Origin of the sequence: Niastella yeongjuensis, from assembly GCF_900110245.1 — a bacterium.
Taxonomy (GTDB): Bacteria; Bacteroidota; Bacteroidia; order Chitinophagales; family Chitinophagaceae; genus Niastella; species Niastella yeongjuensis.
The window spans coordinates 1-23,602 of record NZ_FOCZ01000005.1 but is presented as its reverse complement, the minus strand read 5'-3'; the positions used below and the strand labels follow the sequence as shown (position 1 = coordinate 23,602).

The 23,602-nt window shown below is 41.6% G+C and carries 19 protein-coding genes; 12 read left to right on the top strand and 7 right to left on the bottom strand.

From position 1 onward, the window contains the following. Positions 1–164: 164 nt before the first annotated feature. Positions 165–1,145, top strand: coding sequence for a GlxA family transcriptional regulator (locus BMX95_RS14240; protein WP_081203122.1), 981 nt, complete (start codon positions 165–167; stop codon positions 1,143–1,145). Between the two features lie 229 nt (positions 1,146–1,374). Next, positions 1,375–3,648, top strand: a complete 2,274-nt coding sequence (locus tag BMX95_RS14235) for a glycoside hydrolase family 19 protein (RefSeq protein WP_143067616.1) — start codon at positions 1,375–1,377, stop codon at positions 3,646–3,648. 108 nt (positions 3,649–3,756) lie between these two features. On the opposite strand, the gene BMX95_RS14230 is transcribed toward BMX95_RS14235, so the two are convergent. Continuing rightward, complete coding sequence (locus BMX95_RS14230; protein WP_081204160.1) at positions 3,757–4,332, bottom strand: hypothetical protein; 576 nt, start codon at positions 4,330–4,332, stop codon at positions 3,757–3,759. A gap of 309 nt (positions 4,333–4,641) precedes the next feature. Here BMX95_RS14230 and BMX95_RS14225 point away from each other — a divergent pair, with 309 nt between their 5' ends. Together BMX95_RS14225 and BMX95_RS14220 are read left to right on the top strand one after the other, a co-directional pair. Continuing rightward, positions 4,642–4,911, top strand: a complete 270-nt coding sequence (locus tag BMX95_RS14225) for a helix-turn-helix domain-containing protein (protein ID WP_090519430.1) — start codon at positions 4,642–4,644, stop codon at positions 4,909–4,911. After that, positions 4,862–6,451, top strand: coding sequence for an RHS repeat domain-containing protein (locus tag BMX95_RS14220; protein WP_177193695.1), 1,590 nt, complete (start codon positions 4,862–4,864; stop codon positions 6,449–6,451). Before BMX95_RS14225 ends, BMX95_RS14220 begins: the two co-directional genes overlap by 50 nt. Positions 6,452–6,531: 80 nt before the next feature. On the opposite strand, the gene BMX95_RS14215 is transcribed toward BMX95_RS14220, so the two are convergent. Together BMX95_RS14215 and BMX95_RS14210 are read right to left on the bottom strand one after the other, a co-directional pair. Continuing rightward, entirely contained in the window at positions 6,532–6,963 is a 432-nt protein-coding gene (locus BMX95_RS14215) for a hypothetical protein (protein WP_081203023.1), read from the bottom strand. 187 nt (positions 6,964–7,150) lie between these two features. Beyond that, entirely contained in the window at positions 7,151–7,459 is a 309-nt protein-coding gene (locus tag BMX95_RS14210) for a hypothetical protein (protein WP_133054000.1), read from the bottom strand. A gap of 508 nt (positions 7,460–7,967) precedes the next feature. Between BMX95_RS14210 and BMX95_RS14205 the strand changes: the two genes are divergently transcribed. Then, positions 7,968–9,380 (top strand): recombinase family protein, encoded by a 1,413-nt coding sequence (locus BMX95_RS14205; RefSeq protein ID WP_081203025.1) that lies wholly within the window; start codon positions 7,968–7,970, stop codon positions 9,378–9,380. A 121-nt stretch (positions 9,381–9,501) separates the two neighbouring features. Here BMX95_RS14205 and BMX95_RS14200 read toward each other — a convergent pair whose 3' ends face one another. After that, entirely contained in the window at positions 9,502–10,065 is a 564-nt protein-coding gene (locus BMX95_RS14200) for a hypothetical protein (RefSeq protein WP_081203026.1), read from the bottom strand. Positions 10,066–10,091: 26 nt separating this feature from the next. Further along, positions 10,092–11,534: a hypothetical protein gene (locus BMX95_RS14195; RefSeq protein ID WP_081203027.1), complete on the bottom strand. Its 1,443-nt coding sequence runs from the start codon at positions 11,532–11,534 to the stop codon at positions 10,092–10,094. A gap of 231 nt (positions 11,535–11,765) precedes the next feature. Between BMX95_RS14195 and BMX95_RS14190 the strand changes: the two genes are divergently transcribed. The 7 genes from BMX95_RS14190 to BMX95_RS14160 all read left to right on the top strand — a co-directional run bounded on the left by BMX95_RS14190 (position 11,766) and on the right by BMX95_RS14160 (position 20,562). Then, on the top strand, positions 11,766–13,961 hold the full coding sequence (locus tag BMX95_RS14190; protein WP_165759044.1) for an alginate lyase family protein: 2,196 nt from the start codon (positions 11,766–11,768) through the stop codon (positions 13,959–13,961). A gap of 532 nt (positions 13,962–14,493) precedes the next feature. Then, positions 14,494–15,435: a toprim domain-containing protein gene (locus BMX95_RS14185; protein ID WP_081203029.1), complete on the top strand. Its 942-nt coding sequence runs from the start codon at positions 14,494–14,496 to the stop codon at positions 15,433–15,435. A gap of 128 nt (positions 15,436–15,563) precedes the next feature. Next, a complete protein-coding gene (locus BMX95_RS14180; protein WP_242673208.1) occupies positions 15,564–15,944 on the top strand; it encodes a plasmid mobilization protein in 381 nt (126 codons plus the stop codon). A gap of 110 nt (positions 15,945–16,054) precedes the next feature. Next, positions 16,055–16,984 carry a relaxase/mobilization nuclease domain-containing protein gene (locus tag BMX95_RS14175; RefSeq protein WP_394334996.1) on the top strand — a complete coding sequence of 310 codons (930 nt, stop codon included), beginning with the start codon at positions 16,055–16,057 and terminating at the stop codon, positions 16,982–16,984. A 26-nt stretch (positions 16,985–17,010) separates the two neighbouring features. Continuing rightward, positions 17,011–17,391, top strand: coding sequence for a hypothetical protein (locus BMX95_RS14170; protein ID WP_081203032.1), 381 nt, complete (start codon positions 17,011–17,013; stop codon positions 17,389–17,391). A gap of 68 nt (positions 17,392–17,459) precedes the next feature. Next, positions 17,460–17,660 carry a hypothetical protein gene (locus BMX95_RS14165; RefSeq protein WP_242673209.1) on the top strand — a complete coding sequence of 67 codons (201 nt, stop codon included), beginning with the start codon at positions 17,460–17,462 and terminating at the stop codon, positions 17,658–17,660. Positions 17,661–18,069: 409 nt separating this feature from the next. Next, positions 18,070–20,562, top strand: a complete 2,493-nt coding sequence (locus BMX95_RS14160) for a M12 family metallopeptidase (RefSeq protein ID WP_081203033.1) — start codon at positions 18,070–18,072, stop codon at positions 20,560–20,562. A gap of 369 nt (positions 20,563–20,931) precedes the next feature. Here the strand turns inward: BMX95_RS14160 and BMX95_RS14155 are convergent, their stop codons facing one another. Next, positions 20,932–21,891, bottom strand: coding sequence for a toll/interleukin-1 receptor domain-containing protein (locus BMX95_RS14155; RefSeq protein WP_081203034.1), 960 nt, complete (start codon positions 21,889–21,891; stop codon positions 20,932–20,934). A 255-nt stretch (positions 21,892–22,146) separates the two neighbouring features. Beyond that, on the bottom strand, positions 22,147–23,328 hold the full coding sequence (locus BMX95_RS14150) for a HEPN domain-containing protein (RefSeq protein ID WP_081203035.1): 1,182 nt from the start codon (positions 23,326–23,328) through the stop codon (positions 22,147–22,149). Between the last annotated feature and the right edge of the window lie 274 nt (positions 23,329–23,602).

Sequence of the window (23,602 nt, the reverse complement as noted above, 5' to 3'; positions counted from 1 at the left end):
ATTTGTTGCGTTTTTTATTTGTCTGCTTAAATGTTTTTCCATCTAACAGGTTGGGCAAAATTGTATAGGTTAGGGTAAAAATAGAACCGGCATTTATGACTTCTTAAGGGGGGATTTATGACATGAAATAGTATTAGATTTGAATAGTTTATTCAGAAAATACCATGAAGAAAATATCATTATTGGTTCATGAAGATATTTATTCGTCTTCTGTCGCCAGTGTCATAGATTTGTTTGCAGGCGCAAACTGGTGCCTTGAGCAATCCGGACGATCACCTGCATTTAAACTGGAACTGGTGAGCGAAAAAGAAAACAATATAGAATTGGATGTTCCTGCCCGGTTTATTTGCTATCGAACACTAGAAAAAGTGACTGGAACCGATCTGATTATTGTTCCGGGGTTCAATGGAGATAGTAAAGCTATCCTTAAAAAATATAGAGACACTGTTAACTGGATAAAGGAAATGAATAAATCCGGAACAGAGATAGCAAGTATGTGTGTGGGTAGTTTCTTCTTAGCGGAGGCAGGTCTGTTAAACGGAAAAACAGCAACATCCCATTGGGCGGCAACTGATGAGATGCAATTACGTTACCCGTTGATTAAAGTAAAGTCAGACAGGGTTATTACCGATCAGGATGGAATTTATACCGGCGGAGGAGCTTTTGCTGCATTGAAGTTGATATTATACCTGATCGAAAAATTTTGTGGAAGAGAAACCGTCCTTCTGGTCAGCAAACAGTTTTCCATTGATATAGACCCTGCAAGCCAGTCGCACTTTGCGATATTTACAGGACAGCGGCAACACAATGATGATGAAATTCTGAAGTCTCAGGCCTATATTGAACAAAATTATTCAGCTAATATAACTATTGGTCAGGTTTCGGCCCTGGCTAATACCGGCATGCGTAATTTTATCCGCCGCTTCAAAGCTGCTACCAATAATACACCGAAAGAATATCTTCAGCGTGTAAGGATAGAGGCGGCAAAAAAAGCATTGGAAGATAAAAATCTGCCATTAAATGAGGTCGTAAATATAACCGGGTATGAGGATGTAAAAACTTTTAGAATGGTTTTTAAAAAAATGACTGGCCTTTCCCCCAGAGATTACAGGAAAAGGTATGCGAAAAATGTGAATGTTCTATAGTGTTATAGTAGTCCCCGGTCCAACGGCTCAGAGCAGATTTATATGCATTACTCCAGACTGCATTGGAAGTTACATCTTGAAATAAACCGACAAATCGTGGTTTGCCGAAAAGAAGAGGTTCTCCACCCTGAAATGAAATTGAAAAGTTCTTAAGATTGTATTTTAAGATGTGTTCTTCTCTTTTTTGTAACAAGGATCAAAATACTCATTAACCAAAATCTCGTATCTTATGAAGCGACTATTCATGGCCATACTATTGCTATGCGGTATGGTCATCTTTAACACCACGCATGCGCAAATGTTAACTGATGTAGTAGCCAGCACTGACTGGAATGTATTGTTCCCACACCGCTTTAACCCTGATGACCGCTCTGGAGCGGGTAGCCTTCCTACCACTGCAGCAAAAGACTTCTATTCTTATGCCAACTTTGCGGAAGCGGTTCGTCGCATGGGCAACATTAAGATTATTGCTGAACGCCATTGCGGCACCAATTCCTATCGCCTGACCCGCGTTGACAAAACAACCGGCGCTTCTATCGTGTTCCGCACAGATGATGGTTTTAATGATGCGACTTCTATGCTCATTACAGAAACGATCGACTATGGTTCTTTCCTGAATGAAGGCGACCTGACCACCCGCAAGCGTGAGCTGGCGGCTTTCCTGGCCAACATTTCGCAGGAAACCACCGGCGGCTGGCCTACTGCACCCGGCGGTCAGTATGCCTGGGGCCTGTATTTCCGTGAGGAGCAGGGGTATGAGGGTGCCAACAACATTGGTTATCGCGATGAAACCAATACCCGGTATCCGCCTGCGCCCGGTAAATCTTATCATGGCCGTGGTCCTATTCAGCTGAGTTATAACTATAACTACGGCCAGGTGAGTGAGTTTATTTTCGGTGATAAAAACGTGCTGCTGGCCAATCCTGAAAAAGTAGTGCAGGATGGGATCGTAGCATTTGAAACCGGTATCTGGTTCTGGATGACACAGCAGTCGCCCAAACCTTCCTGCCATGACGTAATGATACCCGGCAAATTCAACCCAACAGCTAACCAGACTGCTGCGGGTATTAAGCCCGGTTTTGGTGCTACCATCAATATCATTAACGGTGGTATTGAGTGCGGTGGCGGTGGTGCTGAAAAACCACAGGTGGTAGGCCGTATTGGTCACTATACCCGTTATACCACTTACAAGCAGGTGAGCCTGGAACTGAATGGTGGTAACAACAGCATAAACTGTGGTTGCGCCACCATGCATCCTTTTGCGACAGATAATTCAGAGTGTGCGAACATCACTTCGCTCGCCTTTACGGCACCATCCAGCAACATTCTGAATGTGAGCAGCCTGGCACCCATTACGCTGAGCGTTACGAAAAATGACCCCCGTAGTGAGATTACCCAGGTCTTTGTTAAAGTTGATGGCAAACGACTGGCAGGTACTTCTGTGCAGTTTACACCAACTGCCTATAAATCTTATACTGTACAGGCCGTGGGCATTCGTTCCGGTAAGGATTCTGTAGTTACCAATTTCACTTTTGCTATATGGAACAGCTCCACCCTGCAGGGTTGTGGCGGCCTGCCCGCCTGGGATGCAGCGAAAGTATATGCAACACCCGGTTTTATTGTACTGTATAACAGCACGGTGTATCGCAATCAGTGGTGGGCCGGTAGTGCAGATGTACCGGGTACGAATACTACCTGGGCGGTAGTGGGCGTCTGCAATGATAATGGCGGTGGCGGTACCACTCCTCCTGATGGCGGTGGCGGCACTACACCTCCTCCTTCCACACAAGCGCCTGTTGGCAAAACCATCTGGTTGCAGGGTAACACCGGTCAATATGTGAGCTCTAAAGGCGGTGTGAATCCTATGTTCTGTAACGCGACTGTTGTAGCGGGCTGGAACCAGTTCCTGGTGGTAGATGCCGGTAATGGTAAAATTGCGCTGCAGAATGGCGGTTTGTTTGTATCCTCAGAAAACGGTACACAGGCTATGACCTGTAACCGTCTTGCTTTCCAGGGCTGGGAAACTTTTGACTGGATTGTGAACAGCAATGGTACTGTTTCACTGCGTGGCAGCAATGGCGGCTATGTGTCTTCTGAAAATGCAGCACAGGCTATGACCTGTAACAGGCCTACTGCACAAGGTTGGGAGCAGTTTAATTATGGCATTGTATCCAGTGCATCGCTGACTGCAAGAAGCGTTGCCGCTGTGGAAGAAACAGCCACAGCGCAACCGGTAAAATCATTGGTTGTATATCCGAATCCTGTAACCGGTAACACCCTGCAGTTAGCAATAAACGCTGGCAACACCACTAAACTGGTGATTGCCCTGGTGGATGCACAAACCGGTCGTGTGGCCGCACAGCAAGTGTATCAACCCACCGGCAAACAGGCGCAGCAGATACAGCTGGATATCAGCCGTGTACCGGCAGGGGGATTTATTCTGAAAGTGAGCAGTGAGCATGGAGAGCAGTTAGGTACAACAAAGGTGGTAAGAGTAAAATAGTTGTAATCTTAATTCTAATTTTATCCTCGCGTCTTCTGGCGCGAGGAGTTTTTATAAATAGGAAAAATTTAGTAAAACCAGAGGCCCGGATTGCCCGGGCTTCTGGTTTTACTCAAACAAACTTATCAATTCTTTATTATTTGAATTTTTTGCCAATTTACTTCCAATTGTAAAAATTTCAGTCTCCCACCTTTTCCAATCAGCTGTATTAGGGTTGTTGGCCTGAATGAATGTATTTATATTCGAGGCAATGATTCGCACATTATAGCTTACACCATCCAACGTAATTCCTTTGTTAGCGTCAAACAGATTTAAGTTGAAATGTCTGATTATGTCCTGATAGGTATCTGGTAAAATTTCAGAATAAAAGTTTCCTATTCCGTTGTTATTCGAAATGAAAACACCCTGAAAAAGCTCTTCTTTGTTTGAGTGTTCACGAAATATGTTTTCGTTAAACTTGATTGCAAAAACGCCACCCCAACCAACAAATGAACGTGAAATTTGAACTACCCATATATACTCTATTGACTTTTCGTTTTCTCGCCAACCATTTTTGTCTCTAATCACTTGAATGCCACTTTTAAGTTCTGTAAGCCCGAGATTTGTTGCAAGCGACCTTTCTAGCTGTTGAAAGTACTCAACGCTATTGAAGAAGATGTCAATGTTGTCAATTTGTTGTTTCATGCTGTCTTTTCATATAAGTAATAATTTTTTACGTGGCGAGGTTATTAGATACCAAAGAAGTCGTGAGCGATTTACCTTATTTTCTCGTGATCATCAAAAGGTCGCAGTTTTCGGTATCCGAGAATAAAGCAAATTCGCTTTACAAGCTATTTATATTAAGTTGACTTAACTTGTATCTATAGTTATTAAACACATACCGGTTCGATTTTACCGTTATTAAGGCTAAGTTACGTCTTTTTTTACAAATCTGGCTTATACCCCAAATTTATATCCATAAAATATTTTGACTTTTCCTATATAACTAAGCAAATGGACAGTCAAAAGTACACTCAACTGTTAGAGCAATTCGGCAAGCGTTTTAAACAAGTAAGAAAAGAAAAGGGTAAGACCCAGTCAGATATTGAGGTTGCTACGGGTATTAATAATGGCGATATCAGCAGGATTGAGAACGGCAAGACAAATATTGAATTTATAACAATTGCAAAGCTTGCGGAGGCCCTGGATGTTGAGATGTTTGAATTATTTCATTTTGAAACCTCCATTACTAAAAAGGAGAAAGGTAACGTGCAGGCAAATTGATTCCACCAAACTTACTGCCCAGGAATTTGAACAGGTAACTTCAAAACAAGTAGATCCATTTCTGTTGTATCAAAACATTTGTGATAAATACCTGGTTGATATTGCTGCTGCTAAAGATATTTACCGGGTATATGGCGATATCCAGCTGTTTGATAAATTGAATGGCAACTATCGGGCACTGTTTGCAATGGAAACTGTGCAGGCAGCCAAAACCCGATTGCAAAAATTAATAGCAATAGAAAATATCAGGAAGAAGATTCTTACCCAACTGGCTTATCTGAACTGTGTAAGTCCATTTTCGCTGCAGGATGACCCGCTTTATAAGATCAGTAAAGAGCAGGCGGGCGTCAATATACAAACCAAGGATAGCACAGTATATTATAATATTGATCCCAACAGTGCTGTTGCAAAGATTAGTCTGTATAATAAGGCTGCAGGGCAGCTTTACATTCAGAACAGGTTTTCTGAAATAATTGACAGTGTAGCTATACAACCAGGAAAGTGTGATCTTTTACAGAAAGAAAAAACAGATGTATTTCTGTTATGCCGGGGTTGGTTAGAGCTGCAATGGCAAGGAGCCTTGTCTGCAATAAGACGCCAAAATGGTGGGTTGTATAATCAAGTGAATGTTCAGAATGTAAAAGAAGTTAAAGAACTCTACAGCCAACTAAATACTATTGGTGAGAAGATCAATCAATTGAATTCGCCCGAAGCAAAGAGTCTAGAGCAGGCTGTTTATGACACCTATAAAAGTGAAACTTCCGAAATTTCCTATATACCACTGTTAGGCATAGTATATGAGACGGTTCTAAAAAGAGGGGAAAAGGAATATGAGTTAACCAACCAATTAGGAAACGTGCTGGCCACTGTGAGTGACAAGAAAATTGGTGTATCTTACTCTTCCAACAGTTCTTTGATCGATCATTATGAGCCGGACATTGTAAGTGCACAGGATTATTATCCATTTGGGATGTTGCAGCCAGGACGTGCTTATCTTTCTCCCAATGGAGAAAAATACAGGTATGGATTTAACGGTAAGGAGGACGATAATGAGGTGAAGGGAGATGGTAATCAGCAGGATTATGGAATGCGGGTGTATGATCCGAGGTTGGGGAGGTTTTTGAGTGTGGATCCATTGACTAAGGATTATGCTCAATTAACCCCTTATCAATTTGCCAGTAATAAACCAATTTGGGCTATTGACCTAGATGGCTTGGAAGGATGGGAACTAACTAACAGAACAAATGAATTAAAACAGCAAGGTATAAGAGCGATAAATTATGATCCAATTCAGGATGTTCTTCGGCGTGATATATACAATCCGGAAATTTTAAAACTTGACATGCATGGTGTTGCAGTCATTGGTAAAAAATCTAACGTTGAACGAAATATTGCAAGTGTAAAATTGCAGCATGACATAGCTTTAGGTGAACAAATAGCATCTGGACCAGGGGCTGCAATTGGATATTTAGGATGGAGCGAGAAAGGAGCTGCGTCATTTACTTATTTCGTTTCTTGTATTAAGTACTACACATACTAAAGTTCTTCTTTTTTTTATAATCTCCTTTACTCTAGGGCCGAAACCTGCCCTGCAATTCGGGAATACGTCAATAAGCGGGTCTAAGGTTTCCCATTTGCAAGTCCCCAGGTTTTCCTAACTGCGGTTATGCTCATTTCTAATTTTTGCAGTTCGATAAATTGACTATCCAAACTCTTTTGCATTGAAGCTATTAGGGATTTTGTCAACTTCAAAGTTTTTATGTTTTCCAAGGAACGATCAGAAAGCGTTTTTTCATGGTTAGATACCAACATTTCATAGGCCACCTGATATGTCACTCCATTAGAAAATTCTGCTTGCCATCCGTTTGCTTCATTTGCAAGTTTATACATATCGGTAATTATCCGTTGGGATAGTGTCTGGTTAGACATAAATGTTACAGTAAGCGCTTCCATTTCTTCTTTCGTTTCTGGCTTGCGAAAAAAGGTTAACCAAAATGTTAGAAGGGTTATTACTGTGCCAATGATGGTAAATATTTCCCAGTTTACGGTCACTTTATTATTTTTTGTTTCAGGAAGTTAATATATTCCTACAACAATCTGAATCGGTTTAAGGGAATTTTGAGTAAGCTTGGTCTATAAACGCTAGTTTTCCGTTTTTAGGTAAACATGATTCGGTTATCATGGAACGTGCAGCGGTTGTTATCCATAATAGACGATTATTTAAGAAATAATAAAGAGGTCATTTTTTAAATACTTTGTTTATTTCCATTACTAAATCACTAACACCAACATCCGGATAGTTTTTTTCAACAAATTCAACAAACCTATCGCTAATACCCGGTTCCTCCCAATCCATCACCGTAAACGCCTTCAACAACGTCTGCTGGGGTTTCTCATTAAAAGCACAAAGCACCAAATAAGGCGGGCTGTAATAAATCGAGTTCTCCCACAGCTTTTGATATAACTTAGGATTCAGGCATCTTTTGAAATCCTGCACCAGATCATATAACTTACAGGTAAGCGAGCCCAGATTTACTGTTTCAGCCAAATAAGGTAAACCCTCATCATGTAAAAAGGTGTACAGGTATTCCAGAAAACCCGGTTCCATCATGTCCAGCAGATCCCGACCATAATAGGCATATTCCGTTTTGAATTGGTCTAAAGAGAAATTATCCCGGTTCTTATCAATAATGAACTCAACCAGCGATTCTTCCTTTTTTATAATGTCCTTTACATCAGGGCCGAAAGCCTGGCCAGCAATACGGGCACCATATTAAAACTTTTGTGATACAAATCAATGCAATTTAACACAAAATAGTTTTGGTAATACGATAAGCTGTCAAAACATTCGTATATTAGTATTGGGGTTGTCTTACAGGACAGTGCGAACGATAAAAATGAGGGAGGTAAGATGGATAAGTTAACACCGCAAAAGGTACAGGAAATGCTACGCCAACGGGGTACTATAGTTACCCTTGAACAAGCTACCGCTATTTTAAATTTTATTCGAAAATTAGCTAACGTAGCTGTTTCAAATTATCTACAAAAGTAAGCGTATGAAGATTGCAGATTTGTACATTAGGGTGAGTACCGATGAACAGGCAGACAAAGGCTACTCACAACGTGACCAGGAAGAACGTTTACGCAGGTATTGCCAAATTCAGAACATCGAGGTACGGAAGGTCATATATGAAGATCATTCGGCAAAAACCTTTATCCGGCCAGAATGGAACAAGTACCTTATTTTCCTGCGGAAGAATAAGAACACCGCCGACCTGGTCTTATTTATCAAATGGGACAGGTTTAGCCGCAATGCCGGTGATGCTTACCAGATGATCAGCACCCTTCGAAAACTGGGAATTGAGCCGCAGGCCGTAGAACAGCCGCTTGATCTTTCTGTACCAGAAAACAAAATGATGCTGGCTTTTTACCTGGCTGCACCAGAGGTAGAGAATGACCGCCGGGCATTGAATACTTTTCACGGTATGCGCCGGGCCAAAAAAGAAGGTAGATACCTCGGTATAGCGCCAACAGGCTATATAAACCGCACCTCCGAAGCCGGAAAGAAATACATTGAACCGCACGAACCACAGGCCAGTATCATGAAATGGGCTTTTGAGGCGCTTGCAGAGGGTTGTTTTAATGCCGAACAGATTTATAAAATGGCCAAGGAAAAGGGCCTGAAGTCTACCAAGAGTAATTTCTGGATGAATATTAGAAATCCGCTGTATTGTGGCAAGATTGTAATTCCAAAATATAAGGATGAGGAAGCGCACACCGTAAAAGCGCAGCATGAACCGCTTGTTTCTGAATTGTTGTTCCACCAAGTGCAGGATGTGCTGGACGGCCGTAAAAGACATTATCGCCCGATGTATGTGGCAAATTCAACATTGCCTCTGAGGGGCTTTCTAATTTGCCCTAAATGCACGAAAAAGCTTACCGGCAGCAAATCAAAAGGAAGAACGCAGGACTACTTTTATTACCACTGTACCGGTGGTTGCAAATGCCGGTTCAGGGCAGAATTTTTGAACGACATTTTTGTAAATGAGCTAAAGAAGTTTGTTCCGCGCCCGGAGTATCTGGAACTGTACCAAATCATCCTGCAGGAAGCCTGGTATGACCAGACAAATCATTCGCACGACGACAAAAAACAAATTTCCAACCAGATCACCGATTGGGAGGGCAGATTGACCTATCTGCGGGAACTGCTTTCGACCCAGAAAATAGAGCCGGAAGATTACCGGAAAATGAAAGCTGAGTACACAGATAAAATCGAAAAACTATTGGGAAAACTGGCCAATTCAGCACAAGCGCCTGTAGACTTTGACGGGCTTTTAAATACAGGATTGCAGAACCTGATGAATATTGAACGACTATACAAAAACGGTGACATTGTAAAAAAGCGGGAAATTGGTTCGATGTACCCCGAAAATTTGACGATTGACGGATTTGGAGTTCGAACCGCCTGACTGAATTAATCTTGAGTTAGTTAAGTGTTCGAAATACCTCAATTTTATTGAATTGATCATTTTATACATGACGAAACCTGCCGTTCAGGCAGGTTTCGTCATGTATAATAACTATCGATAGTTACGAATAAAAGACGGGTATTACCAGATATTTTGCCCACATTCCGTCTTCTTTTCGCAAAATGAAAATGCTTCCGCCACCATAGGTTATATAATAGAAAACGCACAGCGAATCATTTCTGAGGAACACAGGCATAGAGAACTGAACAATTATTTTTCCTTCAAACTGATGCAGATACTCCAGTCTTTGCTCTTTTGTAAAATTCTCGGGTATTGGTTTTTCCCGGAATATAGTGGCATGCTCAAGAATGGTACTATCCCAGGGTTTATTTTGTTGTGATATCCAGGTTTCTTTTATCAGCTTCTTTTCATCCGCGGATAATTCAAAAGCCACTTTTCGATTATGGTGATCCCTGAAAACGCTGTCACTGTCTTTGTAATCCAGCCTCTGTATACTATTTTCTAATGCCTTGGGATGGAGAGTTGGCTTGAAATACAGGTTTTTGGCATGTTCGTTATTACTTACGAACTCGTTCAGAAATTGTTTTACAGCCGGGTTCGATTGTTCCTGGCAAAAGCCATGGGCAACAACCAAAGTAAAGAACAGTACAAGAAACGACTTCATAATATTGTATTATCTTTTTATAAATATTAGTGACAAGGTGTTCCCTCCAGTGCGGTTTCATAATACGAATTTACATGCGTCACCTGAGCATTTGTAAGATTATTATTGTTTAAAGTGTCGTTCCATAATGTAGGGTTAGATGCCTGTACATCACCATATCCTCCCAGCGCCAGAGCAGTAGCCGTTGCATCGTTAAGACCGGGGAACATGTTTTTTAATGCAGCTGCAATATCATCGGTATAATGCTCCATCATATATTCATGAGATTCCCCGAGATTGTTAGGATCAATAGGCAAATTATCTTGTGCTAACAAATATGCATGATAAATTTCGTGTAAAACGGCAGCCGCTGCCCATTCTTTTGCCGAACCATCTAACCACTGTTTCGACATATCAATTTCAATGGTAGTGGAGTTGATTATCGTGGTCTGACCTGCTTTGCCGTTTGGGTTATTTACAACCTCATTAAATATTAGATTTAAAGAACTATTAGCGCCAAATGCGTTGGCTAATGCCTGAGCTGTTGTATTAGATCCAGGAAGCGAAGTGACTGAAGTTACCGGGGTGTTGACACAGGGGTCCTGCGTATTATTTGAAATGCCGCCTGAATTGCTACCGCCGCCACCGCCACCAGGATCGCCACCAGGATCGCCACCATCACCAGGATCATCGCCGCCGCCGCCGGGATCACCACCGCCGTTAGGAATTGTAATAGTTTCGCAATCATAATCTTCCTCACAATCAGTATTATCTTCATTGGGCGAATAGGAGGTGGTGCATGTTACTATATAAGTATTGAATTGGTCTGAAAAGGTCGTTGTTTGCGTTGTTGGCGGTTGACAAACAATGACCTGCGGCAGGCATCCATTAGACTCCACTGTTAAATTCATTGCTCCCGCCATACTGCCTTTGTAAACTGTTTCATTTTTTGGCTTTACTTTAATGTCAACATCGCCCGCAAGCAATTTCAGATCGTTGCCATTCAATAAAGTTACCTGCATGAAACCATCGGCCGGGGCCACTCCTTTAATGGTAACCGTGCCTCTTTTTTTCAGGGAAACGGTTCCACCCTTTAATAAAACGGAGTTTTTGGAATAAAATGCATATACTAGGGTCGGATACCTGTTTTTTCTGAATCCTTTAACAAGTTCAGGTATGCCAACGGCCATTCCTACCCCTACTGCCGGTAAAACCGCATTAGAGGCATTAGGACCATCTGTTTTCGACGGCAGTCCCGTTACTTTGCTGGCCTGGTATGTGACGGCGCCTGCTCCCAATGTCTTTGCCACTCCTTTCAGGAAATGGTGGGAAGAGCCGTTAAATTGCAAATGCGGAGAAATAATAAAGCTGTCTGCAGCATGTACCGTCACTAAATTACTTTGCCAGGGAGATGGAGAGATAGTTTTGTTGGTCTGTGCCTTTGCGTTAATGAATGCAATGGCAAAGAGGATAGGTAAAAACATTTTCATAAGAAGAAACATAAAGGTTGTTGGTTAACTAATCAAGGTCTTCATAAATTTATCGGTTAACAACGGATCATACAAATAAATTTGACCTACCATGATAGGTTAGATGATTTTTCTTACATTATTAAAAATGGTTGCTTATATTAGTGTGCATCTAACGGTTAATGTATGACGATAATTTTAAATTTAATCTTAAACGGACTCCTGCTCATATACTTTGTCAATCTTCATTCCATGAAAAGTAAACTCCTGATCCCCGGCCTGCTCTGCTGCCTCCTCATGCTTCTGCATACCGCTGCGAAAGCACTTACCGATACCACGCAATTGCCTGTCACGCATCCGTCGCTATTACTAACAAACGCCCAGGTAAACGCCATAAAGAACGACATACAACAAGGCACCTGGAAGCAGAAGGCATTTCAGTCCCTGAAAAAAAGTGCCGACAAATTCCTGGAAGAAAAGCTTGAGGTTCCTTCCCGGGGCGGCAACTGGAATGATTACTATATCAATCCGGTTACCTATAATGAACTTAAAACCGGAAAGCTGATCGGTGATTACAGGTGGGAGCATTACGATGAAAGAACCGGGCAGGTGTTTCTGGGCGATTTAGGCAATGTTACCAGGGATTACGATGGCGTGATCATCTCCCTCATACACGATTCCTGGGCATTGGGCGCTCTGGAAACAGGCATAGTCTTTCAATTGAGCGGGGATCTAAAATATGCCGGCAAAGCCAGGGATATACTGATGGCTTATGCCGCCCTGTACCCCACGCTGCCTGCCCGAAACAGAAGAGGTACCGATAAAGCATTGAGCGAACAGGGCCGGTTGCATGCGCAGGACCTGGATGACTCGAAATGGCTGGTAGATGTGGTGCAAAGCGCCGACCTGATTTGGAACACGCTCACACCACATGAGCAACAGGTTATAACAGACAGTTTACTCCTGCCTGCGGCCCGGTTTATTACCACTTCTGCCAAACCGACCATACATAACATACAATGCTGGCGCATTGCGGCAGTAGGGCTTACGGGTTTGTTTACACATGACGAAAAGCTTATCAAATATGCACTGATCGACTCTGTTTCCTGTTTTACGAGCCAGGTTTCGAGATTGTTTACCAAAGAAGGGATGATACTGGACCTTTCTCCCAGTTATCAATTTTTTGCCCTGTATCCGCTGATCATGATGAGCCAGGCGATACAAAATTATGGCTATCCTGTTGACATTAGCTCATTGAAAAGATTGTTCACCGCGCCTCTTATGCTTTCTTCACCGTACTTCATGCTGCCACCCATACACGATTCGAGGTCGGTGAATATAAGAGGCGAGGCATATTTGTACGAATGGGGCTATACGCAATTTAAAGACACGGCTTTTGCCACCCTGCTGAAACAATATAACCGGTCGGTTTGCAGATATACCGGTACCATGTTCAATGGCTTTTCGCTGATTTTCGGAGAGACCAACCTGCCCCATGTTAATACACCGCTTGGGTTAGATCAATGTGTCAGCTACCCCGATGCCGGCCTTACGAAACTGGTTACCGGTACCGGCGCCGATATGCTCACCTGTTTTGTTAAATATACCCCCAAGATCAAAAGAACGCATTTCCACTATGCGCAATTGGATTTTGCCTTGTTAAAGGGACTGGATTATATTTCGGTTATGCCCGAAAACGTTAACTATGCCTCTCCACTTTCGGTCGGCTATTACAAAACCAGTCTGGCTCATAATACCTATGTGTTAAATGAAATTGTGCAAAATCCCACTGCGGGGAAATGTTTGGCAACAGGTACCGAAAACGGCATTCCTTATGCTATTACAGAAACCACAACAAGCGATTCGGTACACCTCGACCGCACGATCGCTTTGTTGAATAAAGACCTGGTGCTGGTGGTAGATGCCTTTCAACTCAATAAATTCAACGACACCACGGTGTTTGATATGGCATATCACCAACTGGGTACATGGTCGAAAAAAAGCAAAGGGAAAAAATGGACACCTCCCAATAAACCAGGGTATCAGTATATAAAGGACACCTATGTCAATAAAAAACAGACTGCTTTTAAATTAACCACCATGCTGTCCTCAAACAAACCAGTAACGGTAAGCGGTATAACCACAACCCCTGTTGACATTATCACCGGCTATGGGCTGGCTTATATGAAAAAGGATGTGCCTTTATCTATATTCAGGTTCAAAGTGGCAAAGGGCATCCTGGCTTATTGCATCTCCCTCACCGGCGAGCCAGTAACATTGAAAACAGAAACGATTGCAGGAGACGATATCACCAATAACGCTTACCGGCTTACCATCGAGCCGGCCAATCAACCAGCTTCCAGGATCACCCTAGTGATCAACCCCCACAAAAAAGCAATAGCCGGTCTCGAGGAACCGGGCAAGAAACCATTTGTTAAACAGGAGTGATAAGCAGGAACTTTCTGTACGAGGTGGTCAATTTTTATTGGATGCCGGTATTATACCTTGATAACCTTTTGCAATGAAGTATAAAAGGAGGTAAGGCCAATAAAAATGGTTAACTTCATTTAATCAAAAGCTCTTTAAACTTTCCGGGAACTTTTGTTTGCAAATTGTTTGCAAATTTTGAAAACCGGGGCAATTGGGAGGAAAACAGCGGTTATAAAAATGACCGTAAAAGTTGGCCCTGCTGAAGATCGTAAATTTTACAAAGGGCCGATTCATTTTCCGAACCCAACCCTTTTCAATAATTAAAAATCAATTACTCCAACGTTATTCCAATCTGTGTCAGTCTTAAGGTTCCGGGCATAAAAAAAGGCTCACATTGCTGTGAACCTTCTTTCGTGACCCCGTCGATACAATTTTCCAATAAATTTTTAGGAGACTTAACAAGGCTCGCAAAGCTTGCGGTTTGATAGTCAAGGCTTTGCGGGCCGTTTTGTTTGTGGGCATTTAATTGTGAAACAAAAAATCTGTGTGTATGGAAAAATTAAATTGTGAGCAGGCCAAACGGCTCGACCTGGTTGAATATTTGGCGTTTTTAGGGCATCAGCCTCAACAGGTCAGAAACGGAGATTACTGGTATTTATCACCATTTAGGGAAGAAAGAACGGCATCCTTTAAGATTAATCGAAAACTTAATGTTTGGTACGATCATGGGTTCGGCAAGGGCGGTGATCTGATCGATTTCGGAACGCTGTACCATAACTGTTCCGTTAGCGAGTTGCTGGAACGGTTGTCGGGGTACCAGGCCCGCCCGGTTCTTTCTTTTCACCCGCCTATTATTTCGGGCAAACTTCCGGGTTCAAGTTCTCATTTTGCTGGTGAAAAGAAAGAGGCCACAGACAGCAAAATTGTTGTGATGGAATTCCGTCCGCTGGCCGCAAAAGAGCTTTTAAATTATATCCAAAAAAGGTGCATCCCCCTGGAAATCGCCAACCGATTTTGTAAGGAAGTAGACTTCCTTTTATATGGTAAAAAACATACGGTGATCGGCTTTCAAAATAAGGCTGGTGGCTATGAGTTACGCAGCGAAAATTTTAAGGGCAGCAGTTCGCCCAAGGATGTAACTTTTATTGATAATCGAACAGATGATGTCGCGGTATTTGAAGGCTTTTTCAGCTTCCTTTCTTTTTGCACCGTCAATAAAAATTTAACCGCTCCACTGTCAAATTGCCTGGTATTAAACTCCCTTTCATTTTTTGAAAGGAGCCGTCCTTTAATGGAACAATACAAACAGGTGCATTTGATCTTAGATAGGGACACCGCGGGTATGAATTGCACAAAACAGGCATTCCAATGGAATGCCGATAAGTACGTTGATCGCAGTGATTTTTATAAGAATCATAAAGATTTAAACCAATGGCTTATACATCACCGGCAGAGCCAGGAGCAAAAGCCAAGGATAAGTAGGAGGCTTTGAGTTTTAGGTAGCCAGCTATATTTTGGTATTACCAAAATGTTGGCCCATTCATCCCGCAAAGCGGGGTTCACGGCTTTTTTAATCATCCGCCTATCGGCGGATTCAAAAAAAATAAGGAGGAAAAGATTATGGAGCAGAATGAAATCATCAGGAAAAAGAAAGGCGGTCGTCCTAAAAAGGCAATAAAAAAAGACCAGTTGCTGCCGGTAAAATGCGACAGGGAAGAAAGGAAAAAAATAGAAACCAGGGCCAAGTCAGTGAATCTTACTGTATCCCAATACATGCGGGAAATATCGCTCAATGGTCATATTGACAGGCGGGAAATTGTATTTCCAAAAGAAGTTTTACAACTCGCCGGCACATTAAATCACCTCGCTGCAAACCTGAATCAGATCGCCAAAAAGAGAAATGGAATTGAAGAATTAAATGCATTGGAAAGAGCCACTTTGCAGATTCAATCCCGCGATTTGAAACGGCTTGCAGAGGATATAAAAAACTATTTGAAATGATAGGAAATATGACGTTAGGACAATCTTTTTCCGGTTGTATCGGCTATTGCCTGGAAGACAAAATAAACCTGTCTGAAGAACAGAAAATGGAACTGTCAATTAATGAAAATTTGCAGCATAAAGACCGGGCTGAAGTAATACATTATAATAACTGTTTTGGAACTGTAAGTGAGTTGGCCAGCCAGTTCAATGAGGTTCGAAAATTAAGCTCGCGGGTAGAAAAACCGGTCATGCATATTTCATTGCGCTTTGCACCTGGGGAATCACTTTCTAAAGATCAATTGGTAGAAATTGCACAAGCATGCGCAGCAGAATTTAAATTTGACCAGAACCAATACGTTTGCGCGCTTCATAAAGACACCCGCGAACAACATATTCATATTGTTGCCAACCGGGTTGGGTACGATGGAAAGGCCGTAAACCTCACCAATAATTACCGGCGGATGGCAAATTTCTGCCGGCAAATGGAGAAGAAATATAACCTTAAAGAAGTGCTAAGTCCACGAAAGTTTTTATCGAAAGAACAGCGCTTAATTCCTCGCCATGATTCTCGAAAGGAACGCTTAAAGAAAGACGTTCGTGAAACCTTGCTGCAGGTAACAACGTATCAGGCATTTGAACAGAAAATGAAAGCTTTGGGCTACAAAGTTTTAAAGGGCCGGGGCATTTCCTTTATTGACGATAAAAAGGTAAAAATTAAGGGTAGCGAGGTTGGTTTTTCTCTTTCAAAAATCGAACGCATTTTGGAGCTGCGACAGAAAGTTGAAATGGTGCCGAAGGAAGAGAAGATGCGGGCAAAAATGATACAAGAGTACCAACCCCGTCCAGGTCTTACAGCTTATCAGAAATTGATTGAACAAACTTACATGTCAGCCCAATTCGAGCAGCTTCAACAGTCCGCTTTTTTCAAATTGCAGGATGAGTTGTTTAAAATACTATTTGAACCGCAACAGGGGGAACAGCAATCGCAATCGCTAGACCCGCATTGGTTGATGGAACTGAAGCGAAAAAAGAAGAAACAACAACGGCATCGGTTATAGAATTTTTTTTATAAAACTTGTTATTTATGGAAAACAATAAAGTGAGCGGAACTCAGCAAGACATGCTGGAAATGGTAATAAAGGAACTGGTGGAAGAACACGCCAAAGCCAATCGGGTAATAGAGGATCTGGTAAAAGGAATTAATGGTATTAACAATAAGATTGATAAGCCCGCACTGATGCGTACACCGGAACCGGATACCAGCAAAATCCAGCAGGTTATCGAAAAGTGTATGTTGGAGATCAGGCTTACAATTAGTACCAATCTAAATAAACACAAACCAGGCAGATTCCAGTTATTTTTGGAGTCGAAAAACAAAATGTGGGTGGTTGTGACGATTTTAAGAATCTTTCTGCTGACATACGCCTTTTTCCTTTTTGTATATTATCTGGCCAAGTCAGCATAATCGGCTAGGGAGAAACGTATCGTTAAATGTGTGAAGTCTGTACCTTTGTTTTGAAAATCCAGGATGATATGGAGCAACAAAGAGAACCGATATTTTTGAGGTATGGAGGTGCTGAAAAGCTCACTTCGGAAATGACTAAAGATGAACTTGACCAGTTTTCGGCTTCCATTTTAAAGCGAGCCAAAGAAAAAGCCTTTTCCAAAGGAAGACCTATTATTTTTGGCGAAGGGGGGGAAAGTGTTTGCGGAATAGCCAGATGGACGCATTGAGGAAATAAAAGCGGAGGGATAATGCTAGTCTAAACGGGACGTTATTCCGTAAAACACATAATTTCATATGAAATAGCTTAGGAGGCCCGGATTGCCGGGCTTCTTACGATTAAATATTAAAATGTATTTTATTAGCTAAACGGTAAACTGTTAAACGATCCTGCACTGACATTACTCATGAATAATACTGGCTATGCGATAATGTAATAAAATGAAGAGTATTTTGCTGGGTTAAATACCGTTAAAAAACGGTGCCAATAACGGCTTTCAATCTTTAACTTCAATATGGATTGCTGGGCAGTCTACAGTAACTTTCAAAAGGCTTTATTGAACTTATTGACGGACGTCCTTATTGTTTTTTTCAATGAATATATATTTAACGTTTATACACAAACCTTAAATCAATTTTATGTGTATTCGTATCTCAGGAGATGAACATCTCTGGCCAAATGGAATTATCCCGTATGAAATAGATGCTATGGATTTTCCTGCAGGATCTTCAGGCTATAATGCTGTTCTGGCAGCCATAGCAGAATGGAATACTAAAACGAACATAACCCTGATACCAAGAAACGGCGAGAATGACTATGTCTACTTCAAACTTGGCGACAACGAAAATGTTTCCGATAGCCAGGTAGGAAGAAAATGCGGCCGGCAGGATATAAACGGACAGTCTCTTAATTTAAACTCAGGGCCACTCATTCATGAAATTGGCCACGCAGTAGGCTTGTTTCATGAACAGACAAGAGAAGATAGAGATAAGTATGTGAACGTAAATTCGAGTAATATACTAAATGGTCAGGAATCGCAGTTCAGCCAGCATATCCACGATGGCGACGATATTGGTGCTTATGATTATTCTTCAATTATGCATTATGGCCGAAAAGCGTTTCCAAAAAATCCGTTAGTTGATACCATCGTTCCCATCAGTTGGTTTGGAACAGAAACCCAGGCCGCTGGAATGGCCTCTGCAGATATATCCGGATCTGGTATAGCAAACGATCTCGTCATTTTCCACATCGATAACCCTGCTGGTGAAAATAATGGTTATTACCGGATAATTTGGGGTGCAAAGCAGGATGGAACTGATAACGGAATGTCTGAGCTGTTTCAGATCCCGGGATGGTTTGGGACAAATAATCAGGGGGGAGGAATTGCTGTCACCGATATCACTGGCAACGGCAGGCCCGATCTGCTTGTTTTCTTTATAGATAATCCGAAGGGTGAAAATCACGGATACTACCGCATAGGATGGGACATGAAAAATAATGGTCAGGTAAGTTCATGGAGTGAGATCTTCCAGGTGGATGGCTGGTTCGGATCTGAGACTTCAGGCGCTGGTGTCGCGCTTGTCAAACTTAATGATAACCCCTATTGGGATATGGTCGTATTTCACATAGATAATCCTGGTGGAAATAATCAGGGCTATTACAGAATTGGTTATGAAATAGGGAATACCGGTATCGTTAGAAGATGGATGCCTCCGTTTCCCATCCCGGGCTGGTTCGGAACCGAAACCCAAGGGGCTGGTATTGCTATTGGTAATATTGGAGGAGTAAATAATATCATCATCCTTTTTCATATTGACAATCCGGGAGGAGAAAATAAAGGCTATTTACGATTGGGACAATTAAAGGCAAATGGTTCAGTGGTCAATTGGGTTGGACCAAATTTGATTCCCGGGTGGTTTGGCACGGAAAGTCAGGATGGCGACATCTGCCTTATCAATTTTGCAGGAAACACCTCGCTGGCTTTGTTACATATCGACAATCCTGATGGAGAAAATAGAGGTTATCTTCGTTACGGGTCAGGCTTAAACGTTAATTTAAGCCCACTCTCCTGGTCCAATATTTTCCCGGTACACAACTTTGGAACAGATGCCATTAATACAATCGGAAACCTGGTATCGTTAAGTCCGCTTGATATTCGTGGCGTAAATACAATATACCCATTCAAAACTGCCTATGGTAATCCCATGAGGGCACAGGGATGGTTCGGTTCAGAAAACCAGGGAGCCGATGTTGCCCTTGCAGACATTAATGGTAACGGTCGACCGGATATGGTAATCTTCTTTATAGATAATCCGAATGGCACTAATACCGGATATTATAAGATAGGCTGGGACCTTGATAATCGTGGAATGGCATCATCATTTACCGGAGCGATTGCAATTCCGGGTTGGTGGGGAAACGAATCAGCCGGTGCAGGGATTGCTATTGCTGATATATCAGGTAATGGAAAACTTGATATCGTTGTAATGCATATTGACAATCCAGGTGGGGCAAACCAGGGCTATTACCGAATAGGCTGGGACCTTGATGTCAGCGGTAATGTAACCGGTGGATGGACTTCACATATTCCTATACCCGGCTGGTTTGGCGATGAAAGCAGCGATGCTGGAATTGCCATTGCCGATATAACAGGTAGTGGCCGGCCTGATCTCATTGTTTTACACATCGATAATCCAGGCGGGGCAAATCAAGGGTACTTCAGGATCGGAAAAGATATGACAGCTACAGGTACAATTGCTTCATGGACATCAACACAACCAATACCCGGCTGGTTTGGCAACGAGACACAAGGGGCCGGAGTTGCAATTAAGGATGTAACTGGTAATGGCAAGCCGGATATAATTGTCTTTCATATAGATAATCCTTCGGGAGCAAACCATGGTTATTACCGGATAGGTTGGGATATTGACAGTTTTGGAAACATCAGTGGAGGTTGGACAAGGCCAATCCAAATAGCAGGATGGTTTGGCGATGAAGATCAGGGCGCAGGGATTGTAGTTGCCAATTTTGACGGTGATGGCAGCAATGATTTCCTCATCTTCAATATTGATAACCCCAGTGGCGAAAATCATGGTTATTACCGGGTCATATTTAATCCTTTACTTTCTTAATGCGAGGGGCCGGACTGTAAGAAGATTAGCTATAAAATTCATTTGAAATTTTTCTCAATTGATGATATCAGTCAGGGGCAGATAATCGAAGTGGTTGAATCTTTACCCAATTGGGTTACCAGTATTTGGGTCAGCATTTTCAGCAGCAAATAGCAATAAAAGAAAGTGAGGGAGTTGGGAAGTATTGAAGATGTTAGAAAAAGCTATGAAGATTTGAAGGCTAAAGCTGATTCAGTACCGCAGAAGAAAGATCGGTCTCATGGAGAACAAAACAGAATATCTAAAAGCAACAAACTAGAGACTGTTTATTAATAACTGTTTTATCATTGCCTTAATATAATGATTTGATTTTAGTAATCACTCCAAAACTTACTCTATTAAATCGGGTGTCTGCACTTTTAAATCTTCTTCAGTCGCAGGACGAACAAACCTTGCAGGAAAACTTCGTCTGATTGTTTCGGCTTCCGAAGCTACTTGTCCTGCGTTAACATTTAAAGAACTGGCATATCCTGAAAAGCCCCCATAGAACTGATTTGCGTTAAATGTATTGCCGGGACTTTGGGCTATGTCACCATCTTTTACATTCGAAATAAAAGTGTTTGTCCAACAAAGTTTTTTATAAGTCCCAAAGAACGGATGACTTTTCTCAACTTCTGCCATAATTGGAGGTTGAGCATAATATTCTTCTGCAGCTTTAATGTCTTGAACTTCTGAGTCTGATGGTAGACGCCATTCCCAACCTGTCTGTTGATTTGTTAATAATAAGAGCGAATTCAAATCTTTTAAGTCAACTAATGTTACATCTCCGCAATTTGTCCAAATTAATTTTGTTTTTGAATCCAACACACTTTTATCTGGCAATATGCGAAATCCTTGAGCAATAATTGGTGGTGGTTCAGGTAAACGTTTATGTAGCGTGTCTTTTAAAATAGCGTAATTGCTGTCAAAATTCCCTCCTCTGAAATCTAAGTAATAACTACCCAATATCCAACTCGGCGCAGAATCTTTCCATTCTCCTTCGCGAAGTATAGGAATAAATTTTCTCCGATTTTTCATAACAAAAGCTTCTCCAGTCATAATATCACCTTCATAACCCACACCTCCTTGTCGTTTGTCCGCCTTTTGTTTGTATTTAGGAGTACAAATGATAATTACAAAATCATTTTCCCGGATTGCTGTTTCCATAAATTCAGGAAGATTGTCCCCAGGAATGGCATGCCATTGGTCTAAAATACTTTCGATTCCATCTTCCCTCAAACGTTCAGATAGTCCTAGAACCCATTTTCTATGAGTTTCTGAATCCCAGCTATAACTTACAAAAACGCCCATTTGCAATATTAAAAGTGATTAAAAGTGTTATCGTGCAAATAAGTTCCTTTAGGTACGGTGTCCAACAAAATGACATGTAACTTTAATATATCGGCATCAAACATATCTGTTACGTGAAATTACAATCTATCTTTATTGATCCAACACGTGAAAAACACCTTTTTTGCTTAACAAAACATAGGTGTTCTCACCGGTTTTAGTATAAGGGTTGTGCTAGTTATTATATTAGCTATGTAATCTATCCTCTCCATAAAACTATCTGTGGCCTGATAAAATAATGTTTTCGGACGTTTTCAATCTTTCCTCAAAAGATTGCTCTATTTGCGCAAGGAGAGTATTTACACGATCAAGTAACAACATTACCTGTTCCTGGCTAATTTCATAATTGGGGCTATACCTTGCGTCAACATAAGCTGCATTCAGCAAATTAAATAACTCCTTTTCCTTGTCAGTGTTTTTAGGAAAAATCGTATCCAGGTCAGGAGCACAAAAACAGGTATGCCTTATTAAAGATTTCAAATTATGTCCGTAGCTGTTCATGGCTGTAAGTGAAGCCAATAGTGCCCGAAGAGAATGTTCAGCTGCCTGATGCAGTAAAAAGGCCGCCTGTTTATATTGGTTACTGGTGGCAAAGTATTCTGCTCCGTCAAGGTAAGATTTTGCATTTTGGAAAACATCAATGAAGATGTTCCGTGCTTTAACCTTCATGGTAGCAACGTCAATGACCGGTTTTTCCGGTATAGGTAACCGATTGTTGTCATACACTAATAGGCGATCAGTACAGATTGCGGAATAAAAAATGTGTCCTACCCTTATATGTTTAAATACTTCATTGATTTTATTACACCAGATAAGCACTGAGCCGATTTCACTACATTTTGCCTGTACCTGTGTCAGATATTCGCTATATGAGTATTTGGCATTAGGCGGCAAAAGAACCAGAAAATCAAACTGAGGCCGGTTTCTGCTGTTTGTTGAAAAGGCTGACCAGAATAGCTTTTCTGCGTTAGTTATGCGGATAATGGTTTCTACCACCGTCTTTAATTTCTCCTGTAAGACGATTTCAACCTGGTAAGATCCTGCTAGTCTGGACAGGTTAACTGAATTAATGTTTTCGGCAGAATATGGGTACGTTTCAAAAACGGGTTTTTTTGATTCTATTTGTTTTTCATTGATGATGTGAGCAGCTTCTACTAATTTTTCTATTTTTTCATAGATCGTTACTAATAGTTCTCGTTCCCGTCTATGCAAGTCATGGGTGTAGTTACCGATTACTGTTGTTTTAAAAAAGTCCCATAGAAGTTCCCGGATCCGGGGTAGGTGAGCAAAATCAAACAAATCGTATATAACCTGGTGGGGGTTGGTAATTTCTTCTGGGGATAATTTTTGTGGGAGAATTACTTTTTGGGATGAAACTGGTGAAACCTCGTTACACATAACATTCAATTAAGGATGAAGGAATGGATTGAAAGTCATGTAAGGCTAACCCGAGCAGGAAAACTTACTGTTATTTGGGGGCGAAAAATAGAAAAACGTGGGTTAGTCCTTACCGATACCGAAGGGCTGCGACACCCCTGATCACGAATAAGAACGCCCACGTTTCTTTGGCAAGATACCAAAGAAGTCGTGAGCGATTTACCTTATTTTCTCGTGATCATCAAAAGGTCGCAGTTTTCGGTATCCGAGAATAAAGCAAATTCGCTTTACAAGC

Coding starts and splice junctions, on each gene's coding strand:
- BMX95_RS14240 (WP_081203122.1), top strand. CDS start 165: ATGAAGAAAATATCATTATTGGTTCATGAAGATATTTATTCGTCTTCT.
- BMX95_RS14235 (WP_143067616.1), top strand. CDS start 1,375: ATGAAGCGACTATTCATGGCCATACTATTGCTATGCGGTATGGTCATC.
- BMX95_RS14230 (WP_081204160.1), bottom strand. CDS start 4,332: ATGAAACAACAAATTGACAACATTGACATCTTCTTCAATAGCGTTGAG.
- BMX95_RS14225 (WP_090519430.1), top strand. CDS start 4,642: ATGGACAGTCAAAAGTACACTCAACTGTTAGAGCAATTCGGCAAGCGT.
- BMX95_RS14205 (WP_081203025.1), top strand. CDS start 7,968: ATGAAGATTGCAGATTTGTACATTAGGGTGAGTACCGATGAACAGGCA.
- BMX95_RS14200 (WP_081203026.1), bottom strand. CDS start 10,065: ATGAAGTCGTTTCTTGTACTGTTCTTTACTTTGGTTGTTGCCCATGGC.
- BMX95_RS14195 (WP_081203027.1), bottom strand. CDS start 11,534: ATGAAAATGTTTTTACCTATCCTCTTTGCCATTGCATTCATTAACGCA.
- BMX95_RS14190 (WP_165759044.1), top strand. CDS start 11,766: ATGAAAAGTAAACTCCTGATCCCCGGCCTGCTCTGCTGCCTCCTCATG.
- BMX95_RS14185 (WP_081203029.1), top strand. CDS start 14,494: ATGGAAAAATTAAATTGTGAGCAGGCCAAACGGCTCGACCTGGTTGAA.
- BMX95_RS14180 (WP_242673208.1), top strand. CDS start 15,564: ATGGAGCAGAATGAAATCATCAGGAAAAAGAAAGGCGGTCGTCCTAAA.
- BMX95_RS14170 (WP_081203032.1), top strand. CDS start 17,011: ATGGAAAACAATAAAGTGAGCGGAACTCAGCAAGACATGCTGGAAATG.
- BMX95_RS14165 (WP_242673209.1), top strand. CDS start 17,460: ATGGAGCAACAAAGAGAACCGATATTTTTGAGGTATGGAGGTGCTGAA.
- BMX95_RS14160 (WP_081203033.1), top strand. CDS start 18,070: ATGTGTATTCGTATCTCAGGAGATGAACATCTCTGGCCAAATGGAATT.
- BMX95_RS14155 (WP_081203034.1), bottom strand. CDS start 21,891: ATGGGCGTTTTTGTAAGTTATAGCTGGGATTCAGAAACTCATAGAAAA.
- BMX95_RS14150 (WP_081203035.1), bottom strand. CDS start 23,328: ATGTGTAACGAGGTTTCACCAGTTTCATCCCAAAAAGTAATTCTCCCA.